Annotated in this window: 19 protein-coding genes and 1 riboswitch; of the genes, 10 read left to right on the top strand and 9 right to left on the bottom strand. The window is 57.9% G+C overall.

Features of this window, described 5'->3' with window-relative positions; genetic code table 11:
- Nucleotides 1–2 precede the first annotated feature (2 nt).
- From JD108_RS15865 to JD108_RS15850, 4 genes are read right to left on the bottom strand one after another with little or no spacing between them, the layout of a single operon-like run.
- Nucleotides 3–743 carry an ABC transporter ATP-binding protein gene (locus tag JD108_RS15865; RefSeq protein WP_198826993.1) on the bottom strand — a complete coding sequence of 247 codons (741 nt, stop codon included), beginning with the start codon at nucleotides 741–743 and terminating at the stop codon, nucleotides 3–5.
- A 4-nt stretch (nucleotides 744–747) separates the two neighbouring features.
- Nucleotides 748–1,413: an ABC transporter permease gene (locus JD108_RS15860; protein ID WP_198826992.1), complete on the bottom strand. Its 666-nt coding sequence runs from the start codon at nucleotides 1,411–1,413 to the stop codon at nucleotides 748–750.
- A gap of 12 nt (nucleotides 1,414–1,425) precedes the next feature.
- On the bottom strand, nucleotides 1,426–2,361 hold the full coding sequence (locus JD108_RS15855; RefSeq protein ID WP_228728169.1) for an ABC transporter substrate-binding protein: 936 nt from the start codon (nucleotides 2,359–2,361) through the stop codon (nucleotides 1,426–1,428).
- A gap of 40 nt (nucleotides 2,362–2,401) precedes the next feature.
- Complete coding sequence (locus JD108_RS15850) at nucleotides 2,402–3,331, bottom strand: helix-turn-helix transcriptional regulator (protein ID WP_198826991.1); 930 nt, start codon at nucleotides 3,329–3,331, stop codon at nucleotides 2,402–2,404.
- Between the two features lie 251 nt (nucleotides 3,332–3,582).
- Between JD108_RS15850 and JD108_RS15845 the strand changes: the two genes are divergently transcribed.
- Complete coding sequence (locus tag JD108_RS15845) at nucleotides 3,583–5,391, top strand: aldehyde ferredoxin oxidoreductase family protein (protein ID WP_198826990.1); 1,809 nt, start codon at nucleotides 3,583–3,585, stop codon at nucleotides 5,389–5,391.
- A gap of 94 nt (nucleotides 5,392–5,485) precedes the next feature.
- On the opposite strand, the gene JD108_RS15840 is transcribed toward JD108_RS15845, so the two are convergent.
- Nucleotides 5,486–5,794: a MoaD-like domain-containing protein gene (locus tag JD108_RS15840; RefSeq protein ID WP_198826989.1), complete on the bottom strand. Its 309-nt coding sequence runs from the start codon at nucleotides 5,792–5,794 to the stop codon at nucleotides 5,486–5,488.
- A 1-nt stretch (nucleotide 5,795) separates the two neighbouring features.
- Complete coding sequence (locus JD108_RS15835; RefSeq protein WP_198826988.1) at nucleotides 5,796–6,071, bottom strand: ubiquitin-like small modifier protein 1; 276 nt, start codon at nucleotides 6,069–6,071, stop codon at nucleotides 5,796–5,798.
- A 79-nt stretch (nucleotides 6,072–6,150) separates the two neighbouring features.
- Here JD108_RS15835 and JD108_RS15830 point away from each other — a divergent pair, with 79 nt between their 5' ends.
- From JD108_RS15830 to moaA, 3 genes are read left to right on the top strand one after another with little or no spacing between them, the layout of a single operon-like run.
- A complete protein-coding gene (locus JD108_RS15830; RefSeq protein WP_198826987.1) occupies nucleotides 6,151–7,383 on the top strand; it encodes a molybdopterin molybdotransferase MoeA in 1,233 nt (410 codons plus the stop codon).
- Between the two features lie 58 nt (nucleotides 7,384–7,441).
- Nucleotides 7,442–9,364 (top strand): molybdopterin biosynthesis protein, encoded by a 1,923-nt coding sequence (locus JD108_RS15825; protein ID WP_198826986.1) that lies wholly within the window; start codon nucleotides 7,442–7,444, stop codon nucleotides 9,362–9,364.
- A gap of 45 nt (nucleotides 9,365–9,409) precedes the next feature.
- Nucleotides 9,410–10,378 (top strand): GTP 3',8-cyclase MoaA, encoded by a 969-nt coding sequence (gene moaA, locus JD108_RS15820; RefSeq protein WP_323958378.1) that lies wholly within the window; start codon nucleotides 9,410–9,412, stop codon nucleotides 10,376–10,378.
- Here the strand turns inward: moaA and JD108_RS15815 are convergent.
- Both JD108_RS15815 and JD108_RS15810 read right to left on the bottom strand, forming a co-directional pair.
- Nucleotides 10,284–11,465: an MFS transporter gene (locus JD108_RS15815; RefSeq protein WP_198826985.1), complete on the bottom strand. Its 1,182-nt coding sequence runs from the start codon at nucleotides 11,463–11,465 to the stop codon at nucleotides 10,284–10,286. The two genes, moaA and JD108_RS15815, sit on opposite strands and share 95 nt — an antisense overlap.
- A 113-nt stretch (nucleotides 11,466–11,578) precedes the next feature.
- Entirely contained in the window at nucleotides 11,579–12,337 is a 759-nt protein-coding gene (locus JD108_RS15810; protein WP_198826984.1) for a TrmB family transcriptional regulator, read from the bottom strand.
- A gap of 317 nt (nucleotides 12,338–12,654) precedes the next feature.
- On the opposite strand from JD108_RS15810, the gene JD108_RS15805 reads away from it, so the two are divergent.
- Nucleotides 12,655–13,707: a phosphodiester glycosidase family protein gene (locus JD108_RS15805; RefSeq protein ID WP_198826983.1), complete on the top strand. Its 1,053-nt coding sequence runs from the start codon at nucleotides 12,655–12,657 to the stop codon at nucleotides 13,705–13,707.
- Between the two features lie 274 nt (nucleotides 13,708–13,981).
- On the opposite strand, the gene JD108_RS15800 is transcribed toward JD108_RS15805, so the two are convergent.
- Nucleotides 13,982–15,331, bottom strand: a complete 1,350-nt coding sequence (locus JD108_RS15800; RefSeq protein WP_198826982.1) for an alanine/glycine:cation symporter family protein — start codon at nucleotides 15,329–15,331, stop codon at nucleotides 13,982–13,984.
- Between the two features lie 172 nt (nucleotides 15,332–15,503).
- Nucleotides 15,504–15,616, bottom strand: a riboswitch (glycine riboswitch).
- Nucleotides 15,617–15,940: 324 nt separating this feature from the next.
- Here JD108_RS15800 and JD108_RS15795 point away from each other — a divergent pair.
- The 5 genes from JD108_RS15795 to JD108_RS15775 are packed head-to-tail and all read left to right on the top strand — an operon-like array spanning nucleotide 15,941 to nucleotide 19,546.
- Entirely contained in the window at nucleotides 15,941–16,771 is an 831-nt protein-coding gene (locus tag JD108_RS15795) for an electron transfer flavoprotein subunit beta/FixA family protein (protein ID WP_198826981.1), read from the top strand.
- Nucleotides 16,768–17,799, top strand: coding sequence for an electron transfer flavoprotein subunit alpha/FixB family protein (locus tag JD108_RS15790; RefSeq protein ID WP_198826980.1), 1,032 nt, complete (start codon nucleotides 16,768–16,770; stop codon nucleotides 17,797–17,799). Before JD108_RS15795 ends, JD108_RS15790 begins: the two co-directional genes overlap by 4 nt.
- A complete protein-coding gene (locus JD108_RS15785; protein WP_198826979.1) occupies nucleotides 17,783–19,078 on the top strand; it encodes an FAD-dependent oxidoreductase in 1,296 nt (431 codons plus the stop codon). The genes JD108_RS15790 and JD108_RS15785 overlap by 17 nt, the downstream gene beginning before the upstream one ends.
- On the top strand, nucleotides 19,060–19,386 hold the full coding sequence (locus tag JD108_RS15780) for a ferredoxin family protein (RefSeq protein WP_198826978.1): 327 nt from the start codon (nucleotides 19,060–19,062) through the stop codon (nucleotides 19,384–19,386). Before JD108_RS15785 ends, JD108_RS15780 begins: the two co-directional genes overlap by 19 nt.
- A 13-nt stretch (nucleotides 19,387–19,399) precedes the next feature.
- The gene (locus tag JD108_RS15775; protein ID WP_198826977.1) at nucleotides 19,400–19,546 is read left to right on the top strand and encodes a hypothetical protein; all 147 of its coding nucleotides are present in this window, start codon (nucleotides 19,400–19,402) and stop codon (nucleotides 19,544–19,546) included.
- The last annotated feature ends 99 nt before the right edge of the window (nucleotides 19,547–19,645 follow it).

Genomic DNA, 19,645 nt, shown 5'->3' with positions numbered 1-19,645 from the left:
TGTCAGTAAATCATCCGGCCGCAGAGGAAGTCATCCAGTTCGCTGGTTTGCGGCTGTGCGAAGAAAGCCTCCGTCTCCCCGCGCTCCACGATGCTTCCCTTATGGATAAACAGACAATGGTCGGTCAGACGCCGGGCCTGCTGCAAATTATGCGTCACAATCAATACGGTGGTTTGCCGCTCTTGATGAATCGCTTGAATCACGCGCTCGAAAATGGCGATGTGGTATGGATCGAGGTTGGCTGTCGGTTCGTCGAGAAAAAGCAGGTCGGGCTGATAGACGAGCACGCGGGCGAGAGCGATCCGCTGCGCCTCTCCTCCAGACAGGGTATGCGCCCGCTGGGTAGCCGTATGCTCCAGCTCTACCAGACGGAGCGCTTCGCCGACCCGCGTCTGGATCTCCTCGCGAGCCATGCCGCGGTAGCGCAGGCCGAGCGCCACATTGTCAAAAACGGTGGCGTCAAACATCGTCGGCTTTTGCTGCACATAGCCGATTCTGCGCTGCAGCGAAAGGCCGCCGGCATGCGTGAGGGACGGCAGATGGATGTTCTCGCCGAAAACGTTCAACCAGCCGGCCGCCGGTCTCTCCAACAGGCTCAGCACGCGCAGCAGCGTGCTTTTTCCAGAGCCGCTGGGACCGACGATCCCGTAGATTTTGCCGCGGTTAAAAGACGCCTTTTCTACATGCAGCACTGTTTTTCCTGCAAAGGCTACTTGCAGGTGCTCAAGCTCCAGGTATGCCATGTCGTCATCTCCGCCCGTTGTTTTTTAATTGTTGGAGCACTCCCGAGACGAGGAAGCTGTTAAACAAAAAGCTGATCAACAAGAGCACCAGGCCGAGCTGCAGTCCGGCACTGAAGTTGCCCATTCTCGTCTCCAGAATGATCGCGGTCGTCATGACGCGGGTGTGATGCTCGATATTTCCCCCCACCAGCATCACGGCGCCCACTTCGGAGATCGCTCGTCCATAGGCGGCCGCCACTCCCGCCCAGATGCCTTTGCGCGCTTCGCGGATGATCGTGGCGACCAGCTGCCAGGGGCTGGCCCCGAGGCTCTTGGCTGTTTCCCAGTATGCTCGCTCCTTGGAATGGACAGCCGACATGGTCAGGCCGGCGAGGATGGGAGTGACCAGCACGAACTGAGCGATGACCATCGCCTCCGGGGTGAACAGAAGGCCGAGGGAGCCGAGCGGGCCGTAGCGGGAGAGCAGCAGGTAGACGAGTACGCCTACCAGTACCGGAGGCAGTCCCATGCAGGTGTAGATCAGGATGACGGCGAGACGTTTTCCCGGGAAAGAATACAGGCCGAGAAAGGCACCCAGAGGGATGCCCGCGCACGCGCCGAGCAGGATGGCAGTAGTCGTCACCTTCAGGGAGAGCCAGATGATCTCCCATACCTCAGGAGTCATATGCATGCGGCGGGGCTCCTAGCGCTTCTGTGCCGCAGGGACAAACAGCCCTTTGCCGTATTTGTCCACGCCAAACTCGCCGATTCGTTTCTGCCCCTCCGCTCCGACGAAGAACTGGATCAGCTTTTCCGCTTCTGCCGGCTTTGCCGTCGATTTGACCTGGATGATGCCGTACGGGTTCAAAAGCGATTGGTCCCCCTGCATGAGGACCTGCAGATTCATTTTCCGCGACAGAAAGGTGGCTTCATCCGTCAGGGTATAGGCGCCTTTTTCATCCGCCATTTGCAGGGTAGCGCCCATTCCCTGGCCCGAGGAGAGATACCAGTCGCCCTCAGGCGTGATCCCCGCCTCTTTCCAGATGCTCTTCTCTTTTTTGTCCGTGCCGGAATCGTCGCCGCGAGAGATGAACAGCGCCTGGCTCCGAGCGATGGCGGCGAAGGCCTCGGCAGCTTTTTTGGCGGATTTGACTCCCGCCGGATCCTGCTCGGGACCGACGATGTAAAACTGGTTGTACATGACATCGTGGGCATTGATCCCGAAGCCTTTGGAGACGAATTCGTCTTCCGCCTTGCGCGAATGGACGAGGACGACATCCGCATTGCCGTCTTCTCCCAGTTTGATTGCCTGGCCGGTGCCGACCGCAATCACTTTTACCTTGATCCCGGTACTTTGCTCAAAATGCGGCAGCAGGGCATCCAGCAAGCCGGAGTCCTGCGTGCTGGTCGTGGTCGCCAGGACGATCTCCTGGCCGGCTGATGATGCGTTCGCGCCGGTTTGCGCGGATGGATTGGCGTCACCTGTCGGCGGCGCCTCTCCCGCAGCAGCAGACTGGGGTGCGTTGCCCTGAGCGGAGGGGGAGGTGGCTGCGGGGCCGACCGATGCCGTCGAACAGGCGGCGAGAAACAAGCTCAAGAGAATCACCATACAGGTAAACAGGGAACGGTTGCGATGCATCTCACTCATCTCCTTTGAAATCAGCTTGAAAAGAATATCCTCACGTGCGGTCGATGATTTTTCCGGTGGAAGCGATCCCGTAGCCGCCGAGAGCCACTACTTGCTGCTTGAAAGCCGGATCGCGGAGCACCTCCAGAAATACGCGAAAGCGCTCCTGGTTTAGCAGTCTGGCCGGGATCACCAGATCGTAGCGCTCCTCCTGCACCGGGTAAAAATCTAGCCCCAGCCCTCTGGCGGCGCTCTCGATCCCCAGCGCGGCGTCGGCTTCTCCGCGCAGCACGGCCGAGGCGAGCTCGTAATGGGTGCTCACCTCTCGCTCGTAGCCGGGAATGCTCTCGGCAGAGAGGCCCGCTTGCCGGAGCTTGAAGTCGAGCAAGACCCGCGTCCCCGAGCCGCGCTGACGATTGACGATGCGATGCCGGCCCGACAGGAACTCCTCCCAGCTGGTAATCAGCCGCGGATTGCCCGTCGGCACGATAAAGCCCTGCCAACGGCTGACCAGATTGACGACAGCCACTTGCTCATTGGGCAGCATCGAACGGATATACGGCAGATTGTACTCGCCCGTCATCTGATCCAGCAGATGACAGCCCGCCATATCGACCCGCCCCTTGTACAGCTCGATCAGTCCGTCCATGCTTCCGGAATAGGCCGGAAACAGCGTGATCCCCCGCTTTCCCAGGGCCCGGCTGAGCAGGTCGAGCGAAAGATCATGGCTGCCGGCAAAGTAGATTTCCAGCTGCGTTTTCCCGCTGTCAGGCGGGACGGCGCCGCTGCGAATCGGAGCCGAAACATCTTGCGTCGATTTGTGCTGGCGCATGAATTGGTCCAGATCGGCGCGAAGAATGCGGAGGGCTCGTCCAATTTTAGCTGCGGGCAGCTCCTTTCGCTTGATCATTTCATAGACCGTGTACTTGGACAGTTTTAATACCGAAGCGACCTCCTCCGGTGTCAGGTACGCCCTTTCCATGACACCCCCCCTTTTCATCCGCATAATTTGGTTTCGTTTGGTTTTGTTGGGAATCGTTTGGCATGATTTGGTTAAAACTAACATACTTGAGGAAGGATTCGATTGGCAAGAGATTCGACCGAAAAAATAATCGAAAAATTTATAATTTTGCCGATGCATTGCAGGTCTAGCGGGAGGAGATCCCACATAAAAGTCGAACTAGGTGAATATTGTTTGAATTCAACAATATGGGAAAAAGGGGGACGTACGCGATGAACCTGGGAGGTTTTAAAAACCGCGAAATTTTGGTCGATCTCTCCTCCGGAGCCGTTGATTATCGGGAAATCAATGAGGAATTGGCCAAGAAGTATATCGGCGGCCGCGGGCTGGGAGTGAAATACGTCTACGACAACGGGCCGCAGGTGGAACCGTTTTCCGAAGAGAACATCCTCTGTGTCATGACGGGACCGGTGACGGGCTCCCGTTCGGCGATGAGCGGCCGCCTCTGCATGGTGACCAAATCTCCGCTGACCAACACCGTGACGGACTCGCACATGGGCGGATGGTCGGCAGCGCGGCTGAAGTGGGCCGGCATCGACAACGTCATTATCAAAGGAAAGAGCGATCGCCCGGTTTACCTCTACATCGAAAACGGCCAGGGCGAGTTGCGTGACGCCAGCGACCTCTGGGGACAGGGTACCCGCGCGACGGTCAAAGCCATGCAGGAGCGCTACGGCAAAGAAGACCTGAGTGTGATCTGCATCGGACAAGCGGGAGAAAATCTGATTCGCTACGCGGGCTTTATGAACGAGAATGACCGGGCTGCCGGCCGGGGCGGCACTGGGGCGGTCGCAGGCAGCAAAAAGCTGAAAGCGATCGTAATCAAGGCGGCGCAAAAAGGGAACATGCCGACGCCAGCGCAGGATGAAGAGTATAAACAAGCCAACCAGAAAGCGCTCAAGGCGATTATGGAAGGCGGCCTGACGGCACCGAAAAAAGGCGGCCTCTCTGTCTACGGCACCAACGTCCTCACCAATATCATCAACGAAGTGGGCGCACTTCCCGCGATGAACTCCAAGTTCTCGCACTGGGAGGGAGCCGAGGGCCACAGCGGCGAGACGGTCAATGCCACTCTGCTGGTTGCGGACAACACCTGCCACGCTTGTCCGGTAGCCTGCAAAAAGGAAGTGGAAGTGAAGGAAGGCAAGTACAAGACCCGCGTCGAAAGTTTTGAGTACGAGTCCGGCTGGGCGCTCGGGGCAAACTGCGGACTGGGTGATGCGGCGGCCATCTCCTACATCATCAATCTCTGCAACGAGCACGGGATGGATACGATCGAGCTCGGAAATACGCTCTCCTGTATGATGGAGGCCTATGAGCGCGGCTTGACCGAGGAGCGGATCGATTGGGGCGATGCCGACCGGATGATCGAACTGACCGAGATGCTCGTCTTCCGCCGGGGCATCGGCGATGTTCTCGCCGAGGGAACAGCGCGCGCGGCCAAGTATTTCGGCGACGAAAATCTGGCCATGGTCGTCAAGGGGCAAGCGATTCCGGCCTACGATCCGCGCGGCATCCAAGGCATCGGGCTGGGCTATGCCACCAGCAACCGGGGAGCCTGCCATTTGCGCGGCTATACGGTCGCGAGCGAGATCGCGGGCATTCCGATGCCGACCGACCGCCTGCAGCCAGAAGGAAAAGGCGAGCTGCTGAAGGTATTCCAAGACCTCTTGGCGTTCTCCGATTCGATGAATATCTGCAAATTCTCCTCCTTCTCGGAAAACGCCGAGAACTACGCGGAGCAGTATTCCGCCATGACGGGCGTGCCGGTTACAGCCGATGACGTCATGAAAATCGGCGAGCGCATCTACAATCTGGAGCGCCACTACAACAATCTGGCTGGCTTTGACAAGCGGGAAGACGACTACCTGCCGAAGCGCTTTACGGAAGAGGCGGCGACCGGCAACAGCGCTGGACACGTCAGCCGGATGGATATCATGCTGGATGAATATTACCAGGTGCGCGGCTGGGTAGATGGCGTCGTGCCGGAGGAAAAACTGAAAGAGCTCGGCATCGCGTAAATGCCAACGAAAAAAAGGTGGAGACCTCATCCACCTTTTTCCCGCTCTTTTGCTTCTTGTTTCGATCGTTTACCGGCAGAGTGGCTGCGGGCGGTCAGCCTCCGACGCGAAGCACTTTTACGCGAAATTGCTTGAGCACGGGGGCCAGGCGCTCCTCTTCTTCCGCCCGAAAGCGGATAAACACAGCCTGGACGTGAAAGCGGGAGGTGATGCTGACTGTCTCCTCCCGCAGCACGTCCGCCTCCCAGCCCTCGCCTCTGATGGTGAGAGGGAGCGTATCGCTGAGCGCTTTACCGGCCCGATCTACGGCAGCATCTCCAGGAGGCGCGCCGCCGCACTCGATGAGATACGTGACCAGATGGGAGAGGGGAATGCCGCGCAGCTCCAGTGTTTCTTCGATCATGTCAGCCTCCTGCCACAGGAGGGAACAGCGCAAACTGATCATCTTCCTGCACTTCTGTCTCCAGCCCCTCAGCGTGAATGACGTTGCGTCCGTTGAGGAAGACGTGTACGAATGGTTTGAGTGTTCGCTCCGGTGTGAAGACCTCATCTTCCAACGCAGGATACATACGGATCAGCGTCTCAAGAATGTCGATGACCCGATTTCCGTTATCCGTAGGCACTTCCACCGACTTGGCATCGCAGATTTCACGGAAATTGGCAAATACCTTTACTCTCATATCGGAATTTTCTCCTTTTTCTTACTTATTATAGTCGAAGTAGTGAGCAAGCTGCATACTGAAAAAGAGGGAGGCAGACATGAAATTTTTCAAAGTAAAAACCGTCTCTGAAACCTTGTCCATCATCGCCGAACAATTCCATCCCTTCCGCCCTCCGATCAAGCTGCCGATCACCGAGGCATGCGGCATGGTGCTGGCGGAAGACGTGATCTCCGGCGAGCAGGTTCCCCATTTTGCCCGTTCGACCGTAGACGGCTTTGCCGTGAGGGCGCAGGATACCTACGGGGCCTCCGATTCCTTGCCCGCCTTTCTGGACATTACCAGTCGGATCGAAATGGGGCGGGCGGCACAGGTGCTTCTGAAGGAGGGACAGGCTCAGGCCATTCCCACGGGCGGCATGCTTCCGGCAGGCGCGGACAGCGTGGTGATGATTGAGCATGTCGAAGAGATCGGCGAGCTGTTAAATGTGTACCGGCAGGTCGCGCCCGGCGAGAATGTCATCCGCGCCGGGGATGATGTGGAGCGCGGGGAGCTGGTCATGTCGGCCGGCCACCGGCTGCGTCCGCAGGATTTGGGCGTCTTGTCCGCCATCGGCAGAACAGAGGTGCAGGTATTTCCCCGGCCCACGATCGGGATCCTCTCCACCGGCGATGAAGTCGTGCCGACGGAGAAAAAAGAACTGGCGCCCGGTGAAGTGCGGGATATCAACAGCGTGACTGTCGGCGCCATCGCCCAGCAGCACGGCGCCATCGTCATCCAGGGGGGCATCGTCCGGGATGATTACGAGCTGTTTGCCGCAAGGGCACGGGAGCTGTTTGCCCAAGTGGATGTTCTCATCCTGTCCGGGGGCAGTTCGGTGGGCACGAGGGACTTTACGGTGCAAGTGATGCAGTCCCTGGGAGAGCCCGGCGTCCTCGTGCACGGTGTCGCTACCAAGCCGGGCAAGCCGACGATTCTCGCCAAGGCGGGAGATAAGCCGGTGATGGGCTTGCCCGGCCACCCCGTATCCGCGCAGATCATGTTTCAGCTTTTGGCAGTTCCGCTATTGGAGAGATTGCAGGGAGTCCGCGCCCGTCAGACGGATGTGCGGCTGTCTGCCAAGCTGTCGCGCAACGTCGCTTCGGCAGTAGGGCGGACCGACTACATCCGGGTCAAGCTGGAGGAGCGGGCAGACGGCTTGTGGGCGATCCCCGTCTTCGGCAAGTCGGGGTTGATCTCTACGCTGGTGGAGAGCGAGGGAATCGCGGAGATCCCCGAGAATAAAGAGGGTGTGCTGGAAGGCGAGACGGTGAAGGTATACCTGATCCAATAAACGCTATCCCATCCCCTGTCCAACCACCCATGATAGAAAACATTCGCAGGAGGAAAGCATGCGGAAAATCTACTTGGAAGATACCCCGCTCGGAGAAGCGCAGGAGAAAATCAAACAGCGGGTTCATTTTTCACCCAAAACCGAAGTGATTCCCACAGCCGAGGCCCTGGGGCGGGTCACGGCTGAGCCGATCTACGCCAAAGTCTCCATGCCCAACTACCACGCTTCCGCGATGGACGGCATCGCTGTCAAAGCGGAGAAAACCTACGCGGCCCATGAGCAGCATCCGGTTCATCTGAAGCGGGGCGAGGATTATATAGAGGTAGACACGGGCGATCCGATCCCGGATGGGTTTGACGCCGTGATCATGATCGAGCATGTGCATCAGGTAGACGAGGAGACGATCGAAATCCTGGAGGCGGCAGCTCCCTGGCAGCATATTCGCCCGATCGGCGAGGATGTCGTCGTCGGCGAGGTCATCGTCCCCGCGAGGCACAAGCTGCGTCCGGTCGATCTGGGAGCGCTGCTGGCGGGAGGCATCGTGAGCGTGCCTGTCTTCCGGAAGCCGAGGGTCGTCATCATTCCCACCGGTTCGGAGCTGATCCCGCCGTCGGAGCATGTGGCCGAAGGGGAGATTATCGAGTTTAACGGCACCGTCTTTGCCGCATACTTGCGGGAGTGGGGAGCAGAGCCGATCCTGCGCGGCATCGTAGCGGACGACTACGCCCTGATCCGCGAGGCGCTGCGGGAAGCCGTGCAGGAGGCCGACCTGGTGCTCCTCAATGCCGGATCATCCGCGGGACGGGAGGATTTTACCGTCCACGTGGTGGAAGAGCTGGGAGAGGTGCTCACTCACGGCGTTGCGACCCGCCCCGGCAAGCCGGTGGTCGTCGGCATCGTCGAGGGCAAGCCGGTGATCGGCCTGCCGGGCTACCCAGTCTCCGCCTACTTAAATCTGGAATGGTTTGCCCGTTCGCTCATTCACCATTATTATGGAAGCATGGAGCCGGAGCGGCCGCGGATCGAAGCGACCATCGGCAGGCGCATCGTCTCCGTCATGGGCGCAGAGGATTTTATCCGCATGACCGTCGGCTGCATTGATGGAAAATACATTGCCAATCCCCTGACCCGCGCAGCGGGCGTCACGATGTCGATGGTTCGGGCGGACGGCCTATTGCGCATCCCGCCCGGCCATCTGGGCTACGAGCAGGGAGAGACGGCTCAGATCGAACTGTACCGCCCGCTGGAGCAGATTCACCATACGATCGTGGCGACCGGCAGCCATGACCTGACGATGGACGTGCTGGATATGCTGCTCCGTAAGTCCCGTCCCGACCGCTTCCTCGTCTCTTCCCACGTCGGGAGCATGGGCGGAATCATGGCGATTCAAAAAGGCGAGGCCCATATCGCCGGCATCCATCTGTTTGATGAGAGCAGCGGCACCTACAATCAGCCGTTTGTGGAGAAATACCTTCGCGGCCAGGATGTGGCGCTCGTGCAGCTGGTCTACCGCCAGCAGGGCTGGATCGTGAAAAAAGGCAATCCGCTGGGGATCAGGACGGTTGCGGATTTGGCCCAGCCCGGCGTCACCTACATCAATCGGCAGCGGGGCGCAGGGACCCGGCTTTTGCTCGATTACCTGCTGGGGCAGGAGGGCATCGACAGGGAAGCGATCTACGGCTATACACGCGAGGCCGTCTCTCATTTGAGCGTCGCTGCCGCGGTAGCAGGCGGTACGGCAGATGTCGGACTGGGCATCTACTCCGCGGCCAAGGCGATGAATCTGGATTTCATTCCTGTCGCCGAAGAGCGGTATGATCTGTTGATGCGCGGCTCGTTTTTCCGCAGCCGGGAAGGAGAGCAGCTGCTGGAATGCATCCGCTCCCCGCAGTTTGCCCAGGAAGTAGAGCGGCTGGGGGGCTATCATTGTCGAGATTCAGGCAGTATTCTATATTTGTCGCCCCATCCCTGGCCGGTTTGATCGGTTGGCCAGCGGAAGCATCGGGGAAAAAAGGAGTGGTCAGCGATGGAAAAGCAAGTGTTTGATTCACAAAAACGTCCTCTCCGTGATTTGCGCATCTCTGTGACAGACAAATGCAATTTTCGCTGCCAATATTGCATGCCCGCCGAAATATTCGGGCCGGACTATCCGTTTTTGCCGCAGCACAAGCTGCTTTCCTTTGAAGAAATTACGAGATTGACCGGAATCTTTACTTCGCTGGGCGTGGAAAAAATCCGCATCACCGGCGGCGAGCCTTTGATGCGGCGGAATCTGGCCGACCTGATCCGCATGATTCGCCAAGTGGACGGCGTCCGGGATATCGCGATGACCACGAACGGCTCTCTGCTTGCGAGGCACGCCGAAGAGCTGAAAGCGGCCGGACTGGACCGGGTGACCGTGAGCCTGGACAGCTTGGACGATGAGCGCTTCGGGCGGATCAACGGCAGGGGCTACCGGGTGGAGCAGATCCTGGAGGGGATCGAAGCCGCCGCCGCCGCCGGACTTGGCGTCAAGATCAATATGGTCGTGCAGCGCGGTGTCAACGACCAGGACATCCTGCCGATGGCCCGCTATTTTCGGGAAAAAGGGCATATCCTCCGCTTCATCGAATTCATGGATGTGGGCAACAGCAACGGCTGGAAGCTGGATCAGGTGGTCCCGTCGCGGGAAATCATCCGGATGATTCACGCCGAGATGCCGCTGGAACCAGTGAATCCCAATTATTACGGCGAGGTCGCTTCCCGCTACCGCTATGCCGGTACGGAGCAGGAAATCGGTCTGATCTCTTCTGTGACGCAGGCGTTTTGTTCCGTCGCTCGGAATGGAACGAATGGTTCCGGCCCGCATCTGAGCGACAAAAGGCTTCGCCAAAAAGCATGCCGAGGCCGGGTATTCTCTGTCAGGATTGAATCGGCGTGCCAGCCTGGATTGCGGATTTTCCGCCCACCGGACGGGATATGGAGTAGATGGCACAAGCCAGCGACAGCAGAATGAAGACGGCGCCGACCCAAGCATTGTACTGGACGGATGCCTTCTCGACCACGACCCCTCCGATGGCCGAGCCCATGGCGATCCCCATGTGCAGGACGGAGGTGTTTAGCCCGAGCTGGATGTCCGAGGTGCCCGGCGCCGACTGAATCAGGTAGTTTTGCTGAGCGGGCGAAATGGCCCAGCTGAGTCCGCTCCACAGCACCATCGCGACGAGGAACACGTAGAGGGAAGCGGTCGTGAACGGGAGAGAAGCCATGATCACGGCAAAGCTGGAGATGATCAGCAGCATCGCTCTCGTCGGCCCCCATTTATCCGCGATCCAGCCGCCGATTCCGCCTCCCGCCACCGCCGCCAGTCCAAAGAGCAGGTAGACGAAACTGAGCCAGCCGGCATTCAGATGCATGGTGGTTTGAAGAAACGGAGTGAAATACGCGTACAGGGTCAAATGGCCCGTCAGCATGAACATGGAGATCAATTGGGCACTGACGATTTTGCTGTCTTTCAGCGAAGCGAGCTGTACGCGCAGGGGAATGACGGGCGGTGTCTGCACCGGCTGCAGCCATTTGCCAAGACAGAGCATCGCCAGCAGGCTAAGTCCGGCGATCAACCAGAACGGTGCCCGCCAGCCGTACGCATTGCCCAGGGCCATGCCGAGCGGAACACCCAGCACGAGGGAGCCGCTGATCCCCATGTAGATGATTCCCAGGGCTCTGCCGCGGTAGGCCGGCTCCACCAGCTGCGTGGTGATCGAGATCGACAACACGGTCAGCAAGGCGCCGCAAGAAGCGGAGAGGATGCGCGCCACCATCAGGACGGCGTAAGACGGACTGAGAGCGGCCAGCACATTGCTGAGAAAAAAGCCGAACAGGGCCATCAGATACAAAGGTTTTCGGGCGATATGCCGCGTGAAATGCATCAGGATGGGTGCCGAGATCGAAAACGACAGGGAAAACGCCGTGATCAGCTGCCCGGCAGCACTGAGGGGAATATCCAGGTCGGCCGTGATCAGATTCAGGGTACCGCCGACAATCAGCTCCACGGTTCCGACCACAAAGGTAGCAATTGCAAGAATAAAGACGCGCGGATTCACAAAAAGGAGCTCCTTTCCAGCAAAATAGCAAAACGGTTACCACTACGATGGTAACCGTTTTTGTCATCACAAACAAGAAAAAAATGCAGCCTCCTGCTCTTTCCCCGCCCTTGTTAGTAGCGCAGCCGGATCAGCATCTGCCGTACTTCCTCATCGCCCAAAAGGAGGTCGTAATGCTTTTGCGTGATGCGGGCCAAGGCTACATCGTGATAAAAGAAGTCGGCGAAAAATTTGACGAAGGGCTGAGCGCGCGTCTGAATCGCCTGCCAATCGCCGTCCTCCTCCCCGGCAAAAATGATCTCCTCCTGATCGGCGACGATGAGCAGGTAGCGTTCCAGACCCTCATGCTCTTCGGCGGGGAGCATCTCATGGACGCGGGACAATTGGCTCTCCAGCTTCCCGACGACCAGCGCTTCCACCTCTATGCCTTCCCGTTCCCTTTCCTCCAGGAGCGGGAGATAAGTCAGAAAATCGTCATTCCACGCGGAGATGCGGATCGACCTCGCTGCATGCCGGATTAACTGCATGCTTTGCGCCTGGATCGAAGACGCGATCTTCAAATTCCAGATCCGGTCATCCCGCACTTTTTTGCTGGCCAGCGATGATTTCAGCGTCTCCACATTCTGCTGAAACTGGGCCGTCAGCTTGTCGACCAAACTGTTCAACGGGAGCGCCGTGTACCATTTTTTCTTGTCCGAGACCGAATCGAGCACCAGTCCTTTGTCCACCAAGCGGCTAAGCACTTCGTAGATTTTTGCTTTGGGCACGCCCGAATGCTTGACGACCATCGCGGCATCCATCGGGGCGTCGCTGGCTGCCAAGGTCTCGTATACTTTGCTTTCATAATAGGAGAATCCGAAAGTTTCCAACATGTGTTTTAGCCTCCAACAGTCCTGGTAGTGAGAAGCGCCCGTCCTTTGCTGGTCTGTTTTTTCATTATACACAGTTTCCGGCCGGTTTGTCGGTCTGATGCGGGCGAAGGGAGCAAGAGTTAGCCTTTTGACAAGCAGGATTTTCCAAATGGTTGCGCTAAGTATAGGGGGAACCGAGATGCTGCCGGGCTAGAGTGGGTGCCGTGATCGTGCAGATGAGATGATAGCGTAGATAGCCAGGATAGGGTAGATGCTGTAATAGAGCAAATGCGATGAATGATAGGACGAACGGAGGCAGAGACAGGAAGATGAGAAAAATGACGAAGAAACCCATATGGCTGACGATCCTGCTGGCATGCACGCTGCTGAGCTTTCCTGCCGAAAGCGAAGCGCTGCAGACACAGGCGCAGACGATTACCATTTCGACAGGCAAAAAAGCGGTGCGATGGATCTCCTACCACCCGTCCGAAGGCGTGGAGCTGAGACCGGCCATCGCCCAGAACAAGATCGGCATGACCGAAGAGCTGGCCTCCATGGCGAAAAGGCATCAGGCGCTGGCGGCAATCAACGGGACGTATTTCAATCCCTATGATGCCAAAGACCTGCAGCCGATGGGAGGAATCGTGATCAACGGCGCACTGGCCCACATCCGGGGTGGAGCGGAATGGCTGGGGATCAAGCCGAACGGCGAAATCGCCTTTACACCCAATAGCGGCACGCCGATCACGCTCCATTTTGTGCAGAGCGACCAAAACAAGTTGACGCAGACCGCCTGGTTTTTGAATCACCTGCCGACGACACCGGAAGAAACCGTTGTATTCACGCCGTTGTTCCGCTCGCAGACGCTGGAGCTGCCAGGCTTTTCCTTTGTCATCGTCGATCAGGGAAAGGTAACGGCGGTCGTCCGGGACAAAGCGGTGATTCCGGCCAAAGGCTTCGTCGTCGCGGCCGGGCCACAGGCGCGGTTTCGCACTGGCGTTGTGAAAGTGGGGGATCAGGCAAGCTATGCGCTGGATTGGCCGGCAGAGCTGCAGGGCTCCCAGCATATGATCAGCGTCGGCCCCAAGCTGGTGACGGAGGGGAAGCTGGACGTGAGGCTGGAGGCATTCAGCGAAGCAAAAATCACCAGCCAAAAGGGACAGCGCAGCTTCATCGGTAAAAAGCAGGACCAGACAGTCGTGATGGGCACCGTCCCTGGCGTCACCATGCATGAGCTGGCGGAGATTGCCCAAAAGCTGGGGCTGGTGGAAGCGATGAACCTCGACGGAGGCGCCTCATCGGGATTGTACTACCAGGGCAAATACCTGACAAAAACAGGGCGGCCGCTCAGCAACGCGCTCGTCCTCGTGAAGCGAAGCCCGCAGAAATAGACGGGATATTCTCCCGCGGGCAGGAAGGCGGGAAAACAAAAAAGGCGCTGGGAACGAGGTTTTCGTCCCAGCGCCTTTCTTGAGAGCGGACAGTCTACCATCAACATGCTTCCACTCCCCACAGCTGCGATTTGTATCTCTATGCTAGCGCCAAGAGGCTTGGTGCAGCCACTTTTTCTAACGTGATCGCGGTTCCGTCGCATGTTTGCATGACGCGGCAATCTTTGCCATCAAAAAGCGATCTTCCCGTCCCCGGCAAATTTGCCATCCGCTGCTATTTTTGCAGCTCCACCCGGCTGTCCAGGTAGCGTCTGGTCTCCGCCACGACGACGCCGGAGAGGCCGATCAGACCGATCAGGTTCGGGATCGCCATCATGCCGTTCATGATGTCGGACAGGGTCCAGACCAAATCCAGCTTGAGCGTGGCCCCGACCGCTACCATGACGACCCAGACGAATCGGTAATAGCGGGCCGACCCTTTGCCAAAGAGGTATTCAAAGCATTTTTCGCCGTAGTAGGCCCAGCCAAGAATCGTCGAATAGGCAAACAAGATGATCGCCACGGCCAGGATATAGCTGCCGGCCTGACCGAAGACGCTCTGGAAGGCGTAGGTCGTCGCCTCCACGCCAGACATGCCGGTCGTCCAGGCGCCGGTGGTTACCAGGGCGAGACCGGTAATCGAGCAGACGATGATCGTATCGATAAATGTCCCGGTCATCGACACGAGCGCCTGTTTGGCCGGTTCATCGGTTTTGGCGGCGGCGGCAGCGATCGGCGCGCTTCCGAGACCCGCTTCATTGGAGAATACTCCGCGGGCCACCCCTTTTTGAATCGCCATCGCGACAGTCGCTCCCAAAAAGCCGCCCGCTGCCGAGGTGCCGGTGAATGCGCCGGAGATAATCTGCGCCAGGGCGTGCGGCACCTGATCGATATGGACAAAGACGATAATGATTCCGGCAACGATATAGAAGAGCGCCATGAAGGGCACCATCACGCCTGTGACCTGCCCGATTTTTTTCACGCCGCCGAGAATGACAAAAGCCGTAAACGCGGCCAGGATGAGACCGGTAGCCAGCGGAGGGATCGAAAAGTTCAACTGCACGGCTTCCGCGACAGAGTGGGATTGCACCATATTCCCGATCCCAAACGAAGCCATCGTGCCAAACAGGGCGAAGAGCACAGCCAGCCACTTTTGTTTCAGCCCTTTTTCCAGATAGTACATCGGCCCGCCCGCAAAGGTGCCGTCAGCCTGCCGAATCCGGTACTTCACCGCGAGGATCGCTTCCGCATATTTAGTCGCCATGCCAAACAAAGCGGTAATCCACATCCAGAACAAGGCGCCGGGTCCGCCGACGGCCACGGCTGTCGCCACCCCTGCGATATTCCCCATCCCGATCGTCGCCGCGAGAGCAGTCATCAACGCCTGAAAGTGATTGATATCCCCTGCCTCTGAATGTTCCTGCTTTTTGGAAAACGCGAGTCGCAGCGCGTACCACAGCTTGCGAAACTGCAGGCCGCGCAAGCGAATCGTCAGCATCACGCCGGTGCCGACGAGCAGGATTAACGTCGGCAATCCCCACACGAAGTCATTCACCACTTGCAACAAGTCCATCAGCGAATCCATTCCAGTTTCCCCCTCGATGATTCGGTATAAAAAGAAAAACATCTCATCGGCGATGAAATGTTCTCTGGGAGTGGGTCACGGGTCGCAGGGCCGCATGCTATGCGCAAAAATCACAAAGAGACGGATATTCCATTTGTTTGTGAAACAAATAGAACTCTCCTTGTGAATAGGCTGCGTCCACTCTGTCCTTTTACCTGAGAGATTATTCGCAGATGCGAATTTGCTCCTTCGGTGCCCGTTTCCTCTTCTTTCCTAAAAAGAGGGAGTCTCTCCAGAGGCTCGTCCCCATGCAGTTTTACTTGTTTCCAAGACCTGAGAGTTTCGGGTGGAATCCCTTGCCCCGTCGGTAGACTTTCGTCTTCTCCTGAATGGTTCATCCGAACAGTATCTGATTTATAAATCAATTATAGGGATAGTGAATGGCATGTCAATGTAAAATTCTTCTCTGGCGAAGCGGCCGCATTTCTTCTTGGTCTATTCGACATGGCCGTGCAATACGTTATATCAATGAGGAACATGTCGCCCGAAAGTGTCGTGCCAAAGTGAGACAACCTGTGCGGGACCCCGTTATAACGATACCTCGCCGGGCTTTTAGGGGGGATTTTATCCATGCTGCACATCGTCGCCTGCATCAAACAGGTGCCGGACACCAAAATCATCAAGATGAACCCGCGAACCAATACCATGGATCGTTCCAGCGCGCCGGCCATCCTCAATCCATACGATGCGCATGCTGTCGAGGAAGCCGTTCGTCTGAAGAAAAGGTACGGCGGCACCGTGTCCGTCCTGACCATGGGACCGCCGCCCGCTGTCAAAGCGATCCGCAAATGCATCGAGATCGGCGCGGACGAGGGCTATATGATTACGGACCGGGCCTTTGCCGGTGCCGATACGCTGGCCACCAGCTACGCGCTGACCAAGGCGCTGGAGAAGATCGCCAAGGAAAAGCCGATCGACCTCATCATCTGCGGCAAGATGACCATTGACGGCGATACGGGTCAGGTCGGACCGGGAATCGCCCGGAGGCTGGACATCCCTCCGCTGACCAGCGTGAAAAAAGTCGTGGAGGTAAACAAGGAGAGGGGATACACCGTCGTCCACCGCAAACTGGAGGACGGCTACGAAGTGATTCAGTCCACCCTGCCCTGCCTGTTCTCCGTGGAAAAGGAGATCAATGAGGTGCCCCATTCGCCGCTGCCCAACATGATCCGGGCCGCCAGCTTTCAGCCGGTGATCTGGTCGGTGAACGATCTGGAGGATGTCGACCGGACGCTGCTCGGGCTCAAAGGCTCACCGACGATCGTCGCCAAGGTATGGCCGCCGGAAAAACCCAAGGGCGGCGAGCTGCTGCAGGGCTCTCCCGCCGAACAGGTAAACCGTCTGATGGAGATTCTGCTTAAGAGACGTGAGCTATTCGCCGGGAAGGAGGCACAGAGATGAGTCTGGAGGAGTACAAAGGAGTATGGGTATTTTTGGAGCACCGGGACGGACAGATCGTGCCGGTCTCGCTGGAGCTGTTGGGAGCGGGCCGCCAGCTCGCGGACAAAAGAGGTGTACCGCTAGCCGGAATCCTGATTGGCGATCGCGTCCGCCCTCTCTGTGAGACTGCCTTTCAGTACGGGGCGGATCAGGTCTACCTGTACGACGATCCGATATTTGCCGACTACCGGACCGAATCGTACATGCGGGCCGTCATCGCTTGTGTGCAAAAGCACAAGCCGGAAACCATTCTCTACGGCGCCACCTCCACGGGCAAGGATCTGGCCAGCGCTGTCGCGACCGACCTGGAAACCGGCCTCACCGCCGATACGACCATGCTGGATGTCGAGCAGGAGACGGGCCTTTTGCAGGCGAGCCGGCCAGCCTTCGGGGGCAATATCATGGCGACGATTCTGTGTAAAAAGCACCGGCCGCAAATGGCCACCGTGCGGCCAAAAGTGATGAAAGCGCTGCCGCCCGACCCGGAGAGAAGAGGCGAAATCATCGCCGAATCCCTGCCGCTGCGGGAACAAGACATCCGCACCAAAGTGCTGAAAATCATTCGGGAGACCCAGTCCAAGGTCCGCTTGGACGAAGCGGACATCATCGTCGCAGGCGGCAAAGGGCTGGGCAGCAAGGAAGGCTTTCAGCTGATGCACCGCTTTGCGGAAGCGATCGGAGCCACGGTTGGCGCGAGCCGCGATGCGGTCGAGGCGGGCTGGATCGACCACGCGCACCAGGTAGGGCAGACCGGCGTGACCGTGACGCCGAAGATTTACTTTGCCATCGGCATCTCCGGGGCGATCCAGCATCTGGTCGGCATGCAGAATTCCGGGCTGATTATCGCGATTAACAAAGACCCGCAGGCACCTATTTTCCAATCCTGCCACTACGGCATCGTCGGCGACGCATTCGAGATCGTCCCCCTGCTGATCGAAGCCTTCCAGTCGGCTGTGGGCAAGGAGGTACAATATGGCGGAAACATTTGACGTAATCGTCGTGGGAGCGGGACCGGCCGGGACATCCTGCGCCTATACCCTGGCAAAAGCGGGCGTAAATGTCCTGCTCCTGGAGCGGGGTGAGTACCCGGGCTCCAAAAACGTGATGGGCGGCGTCCTCTACCGCAAGATGCTGGAGGATATCATCCCGGGCTTTTACAAGGAAGCGCCGGTCGAGCGGCACATCGTCGAACAGCGGTTCATGATGCTGGACGAACAGTCGGCTGTCACCTTCAGCTACAAGGGGCTGGAGTGGGCCGAGGAGCCCTACAACAACTTTACCGTCCTCCGGGCCAAATTCGACCAGTGGTTCGCCGACAAGGCGGTAGAAGCCGGAGCGCTCTTGGTGAATGAAACCGTCGTCACCGAATGCCTGGTGGAAAACGGAAAGGTCGTGGGCGTGCGAACGGATCGTCCTGACGGCGATTTGTTTGCCGATGTGGTGGTGCTGGCGGACGGGGTCAACTCACTTCTGGCCAAATCGCTCGGCTTCCACAAAGAGTTTCGCCCGGACGAGGTGGCGCTGGCGGTGATGGAGGTGCTGAAGCTGGACCGGAAAATCATCGAGGACCGCTTCAGTCTGGAGGGAGATCAGGGCTGTACGTTTGAAATTTTCGGAGATTCGACCAAAGGCATCCTCGGAACGGCTTGGCTCTACACCAACAAGGACAGCCTCAACATCGGAGTCGGGGCGATGCTGTCGGGGCTGATCAAAAACAAGATCCGTCCGCATCAGCTCCTCGACTACGTAAAGACTCACCCGATCATCCGTCCGTATATCCAGGGGACCGAGCAGCAGGAATACCTGGCGCATCTGATCCCGGAGGGCGGCTACCGCTCCATGCCAAAGGTAGTGGGCGACGGCGTGATCGTCGTCGGCGACGCGGCCCAGCTGGTCAATGCCATTCACCGCGAAGGCTCCAATATGGCGATGACCTCCGGGGTGCTGGCGGCGGAGGCGATCCTGGATGCCAGGGAAGCGGAAGACTTTTCCGCCGCCCAGCTGGACGCATACCGCCGCAAGCTGCTGGACGGCTTTGTCGGCCAGGATCTGAAGAAGTACAAGGATGCGACCCATCATTTCGAAAAATACCCGCATTACTTTGAAAAGTACATCCCGCTGATGAACAGAGCAGCCAGCCAGATGTTTACGGTGGATGGCAGCTCCAAGTGGGAGAAGCAGAAGAAAATATGGAACGAGCTCGGCTCAGCGAAAGAGAAGTGGAAAATGGCCCGCGATCTGATGCAGGCATGGAGAGTGATGAAGTGATGAAGGAGCTGCGCAAAGAACTGCCAAAAGGCCAGTCCATCGAGGAAAAGCAGTATCTGGTGCGCTTCAAGGCAGATACGCAGTCGCATCTGCACGTACTGGATGCCGATGTGTGCGCGACCAAATGCCCCGACAAGCTGTGTACGATCTTTTGCCCGGCCGAAGTGTACAAGTGGGAAGAGGTGCGAATGCATGTGGGATACGAGGGATGTCACGAATGCGGAAGCTGCCGGATCGGTTGCCCGTATGAAAACATCAAGTGGGAATACCCGAAAGGCGGACACGGCATCATCTTCAGACTGGGGTAGCGGGCGATGGCAGATGTATAGGGTCGGAGACATCGTCGTCTATGCGCGGGACGGTGCGCGGGGCATCATCATGGAAATACAGGGCGAGCTATGCCAGGTCATGTGGGAGGATACGTTTGTCAGTTGGGAAAAACTGGAGAACCTGAAAAGAGCAGAATAGAAGAATAGGTGCCCCCTTTCCGTACAGTCACGGAAAAGGGGGTTGATTTTTGTTTATAATATATTATTTTAGTTATTTTAAACAAAAGGGTTCACCTAT

It is taken from the genome of Brevibacillus composti (assembly GCF_016406105.1).
Classification (GTDB): domain Bacteria; phylum Bacillota; class Bacilli; order Brevibacillales; family Brevibacillaceae; genus Brevibacillus; species Brevibacillus composti.
The sequence above is the reverse complement of the archived record's forward strand: the minus strand, read 5'-3'. Positions and strand labels throughout refer to the sequence as shown.

Bases quoted from the DNA above. Each gene is read 5' to 3' on its own strand.
- moaA (WP_323958378.1), top strand. From the start codon at position 9,410: ATGGAAAAGCAAGTGTTTGATTCACAAAAACGTCCTCTCCGTGATTTG.
- JD108_RS15800 (WP_198826982.1), bottom strand. From the start codon at position 15,331: ATGGATTCGCTGATGGACTTGTTGCAAGTGGTGAATGACTTCGTGTGG.
- JD108_RS15805 (WP_198826983.1), top strand. From the start codon at position 12,655: ATGACGAAGAAACCCATATGGCTGACGATCCTGCTGGCATGCACGCTG.
- JD108_RS15780 (WP_198826978.1), top strand. From the start codon at position 19,060: ATGGAGAGTGATGAAGTGATGAAGGAGCTGCGCAAAGAACTGCCAAAA.
- JD108_RS15825 (WP_198826986.1), top strand. From the start codon at position 7,442: ATGCGGAAAATCTACTTGGAAGATACCCCGCTCGGAGAAGCGCAGGAG.
- JD108_RS15790 (WP_198826980.1), top strand. From the start codon at position 16,768: ATGAGTCTGGAGGAGTACAAAGGAGTATGGGTATTTTTGGAGCACCGG.
- JD108_RS15860 (WP_198826992.1), bottom strand. From the start codon at position 1,413: ATGCATATGACTCCTGAGGTATGGGAGATCATCTGGCTCTCCCTGAAG.
- JD108_RS15785 (WP_198826979.1), top strand. From the start codon at position 17,783: ATGGCGGAAACATTTGACGTAATCGTCGTGGGAGCGGGACCGGCCGGG.
- JD108_RS15775 (WP_198826977.1), top strand. From the start codon at position 19,400: ATGTATAGGGTCGGAGACATCGTCGTCTATGCGCGGGACGGTGCGCGG.
- JD108_RS15830 (WP_198826987.1), top strand. From the start codon at position 6,151: ATGAAATTTTTCAAAGTAAAAACCGTCTCTGAAACCTTGTCCATCATC.
- JD108_RS15855 (WP_228728169.1), bottom strand. From the start codon at position 2,361: ATGCATCGCAACCGTTCCCTGTTTACCTGTATGGTGATTCTCTTGAGC.
- JD108_RS15795 (WP_198826981.1), top strand. From the start codon at position 15,941: ATGCTGCACATCGTCGCCTGCATCAAACAGGTGCCGGACACCAAAATC.
- JD108_RS15850 (WP_198826991.1), bottom strand. From the start codon at position 3,331: ATGGAAAGGGCGTACCTGACACCGGAGGAGGTCGCTTCGGTATTAAAA.
- JD108_RS15845 (WP_198826990.1), top strand. From the start codon at position 3,583: ATGAACCTGGGAGGTTTTAAAAACCGCGAAATTTTGGTCGATCTCTCC.
- JD108_RS15835 (WP_198826988.1), bottom strand. From the start codon at position 6,071: ATGAGAGTAAAGGTATTTGCCAATTTCCGTGAAATCTGCGATGCCAAG.
- JD108_RS15810 (WP_198826984.1), bottom strand. From the start codon at position 12,337: ATGTTGGAAACTTTCGGATTCTCCTATTATGAAAGCAAAGTATACGAG.
- JD108_RS15840 (WP_198826989.1), bottom strand. From the start codon at position 5,794: ATGATCGAAGAAACACTGGAGCTGCGCGGCATTCCCCTCTCCCATCTG.
- JD108_RS15865 (WP_198826993.1), bottom strand. From the start codon at position 743: ATGGCATACCTGGAGCTTGAGCACCTGCAAGTAGCCTTTGCAGGAAAA.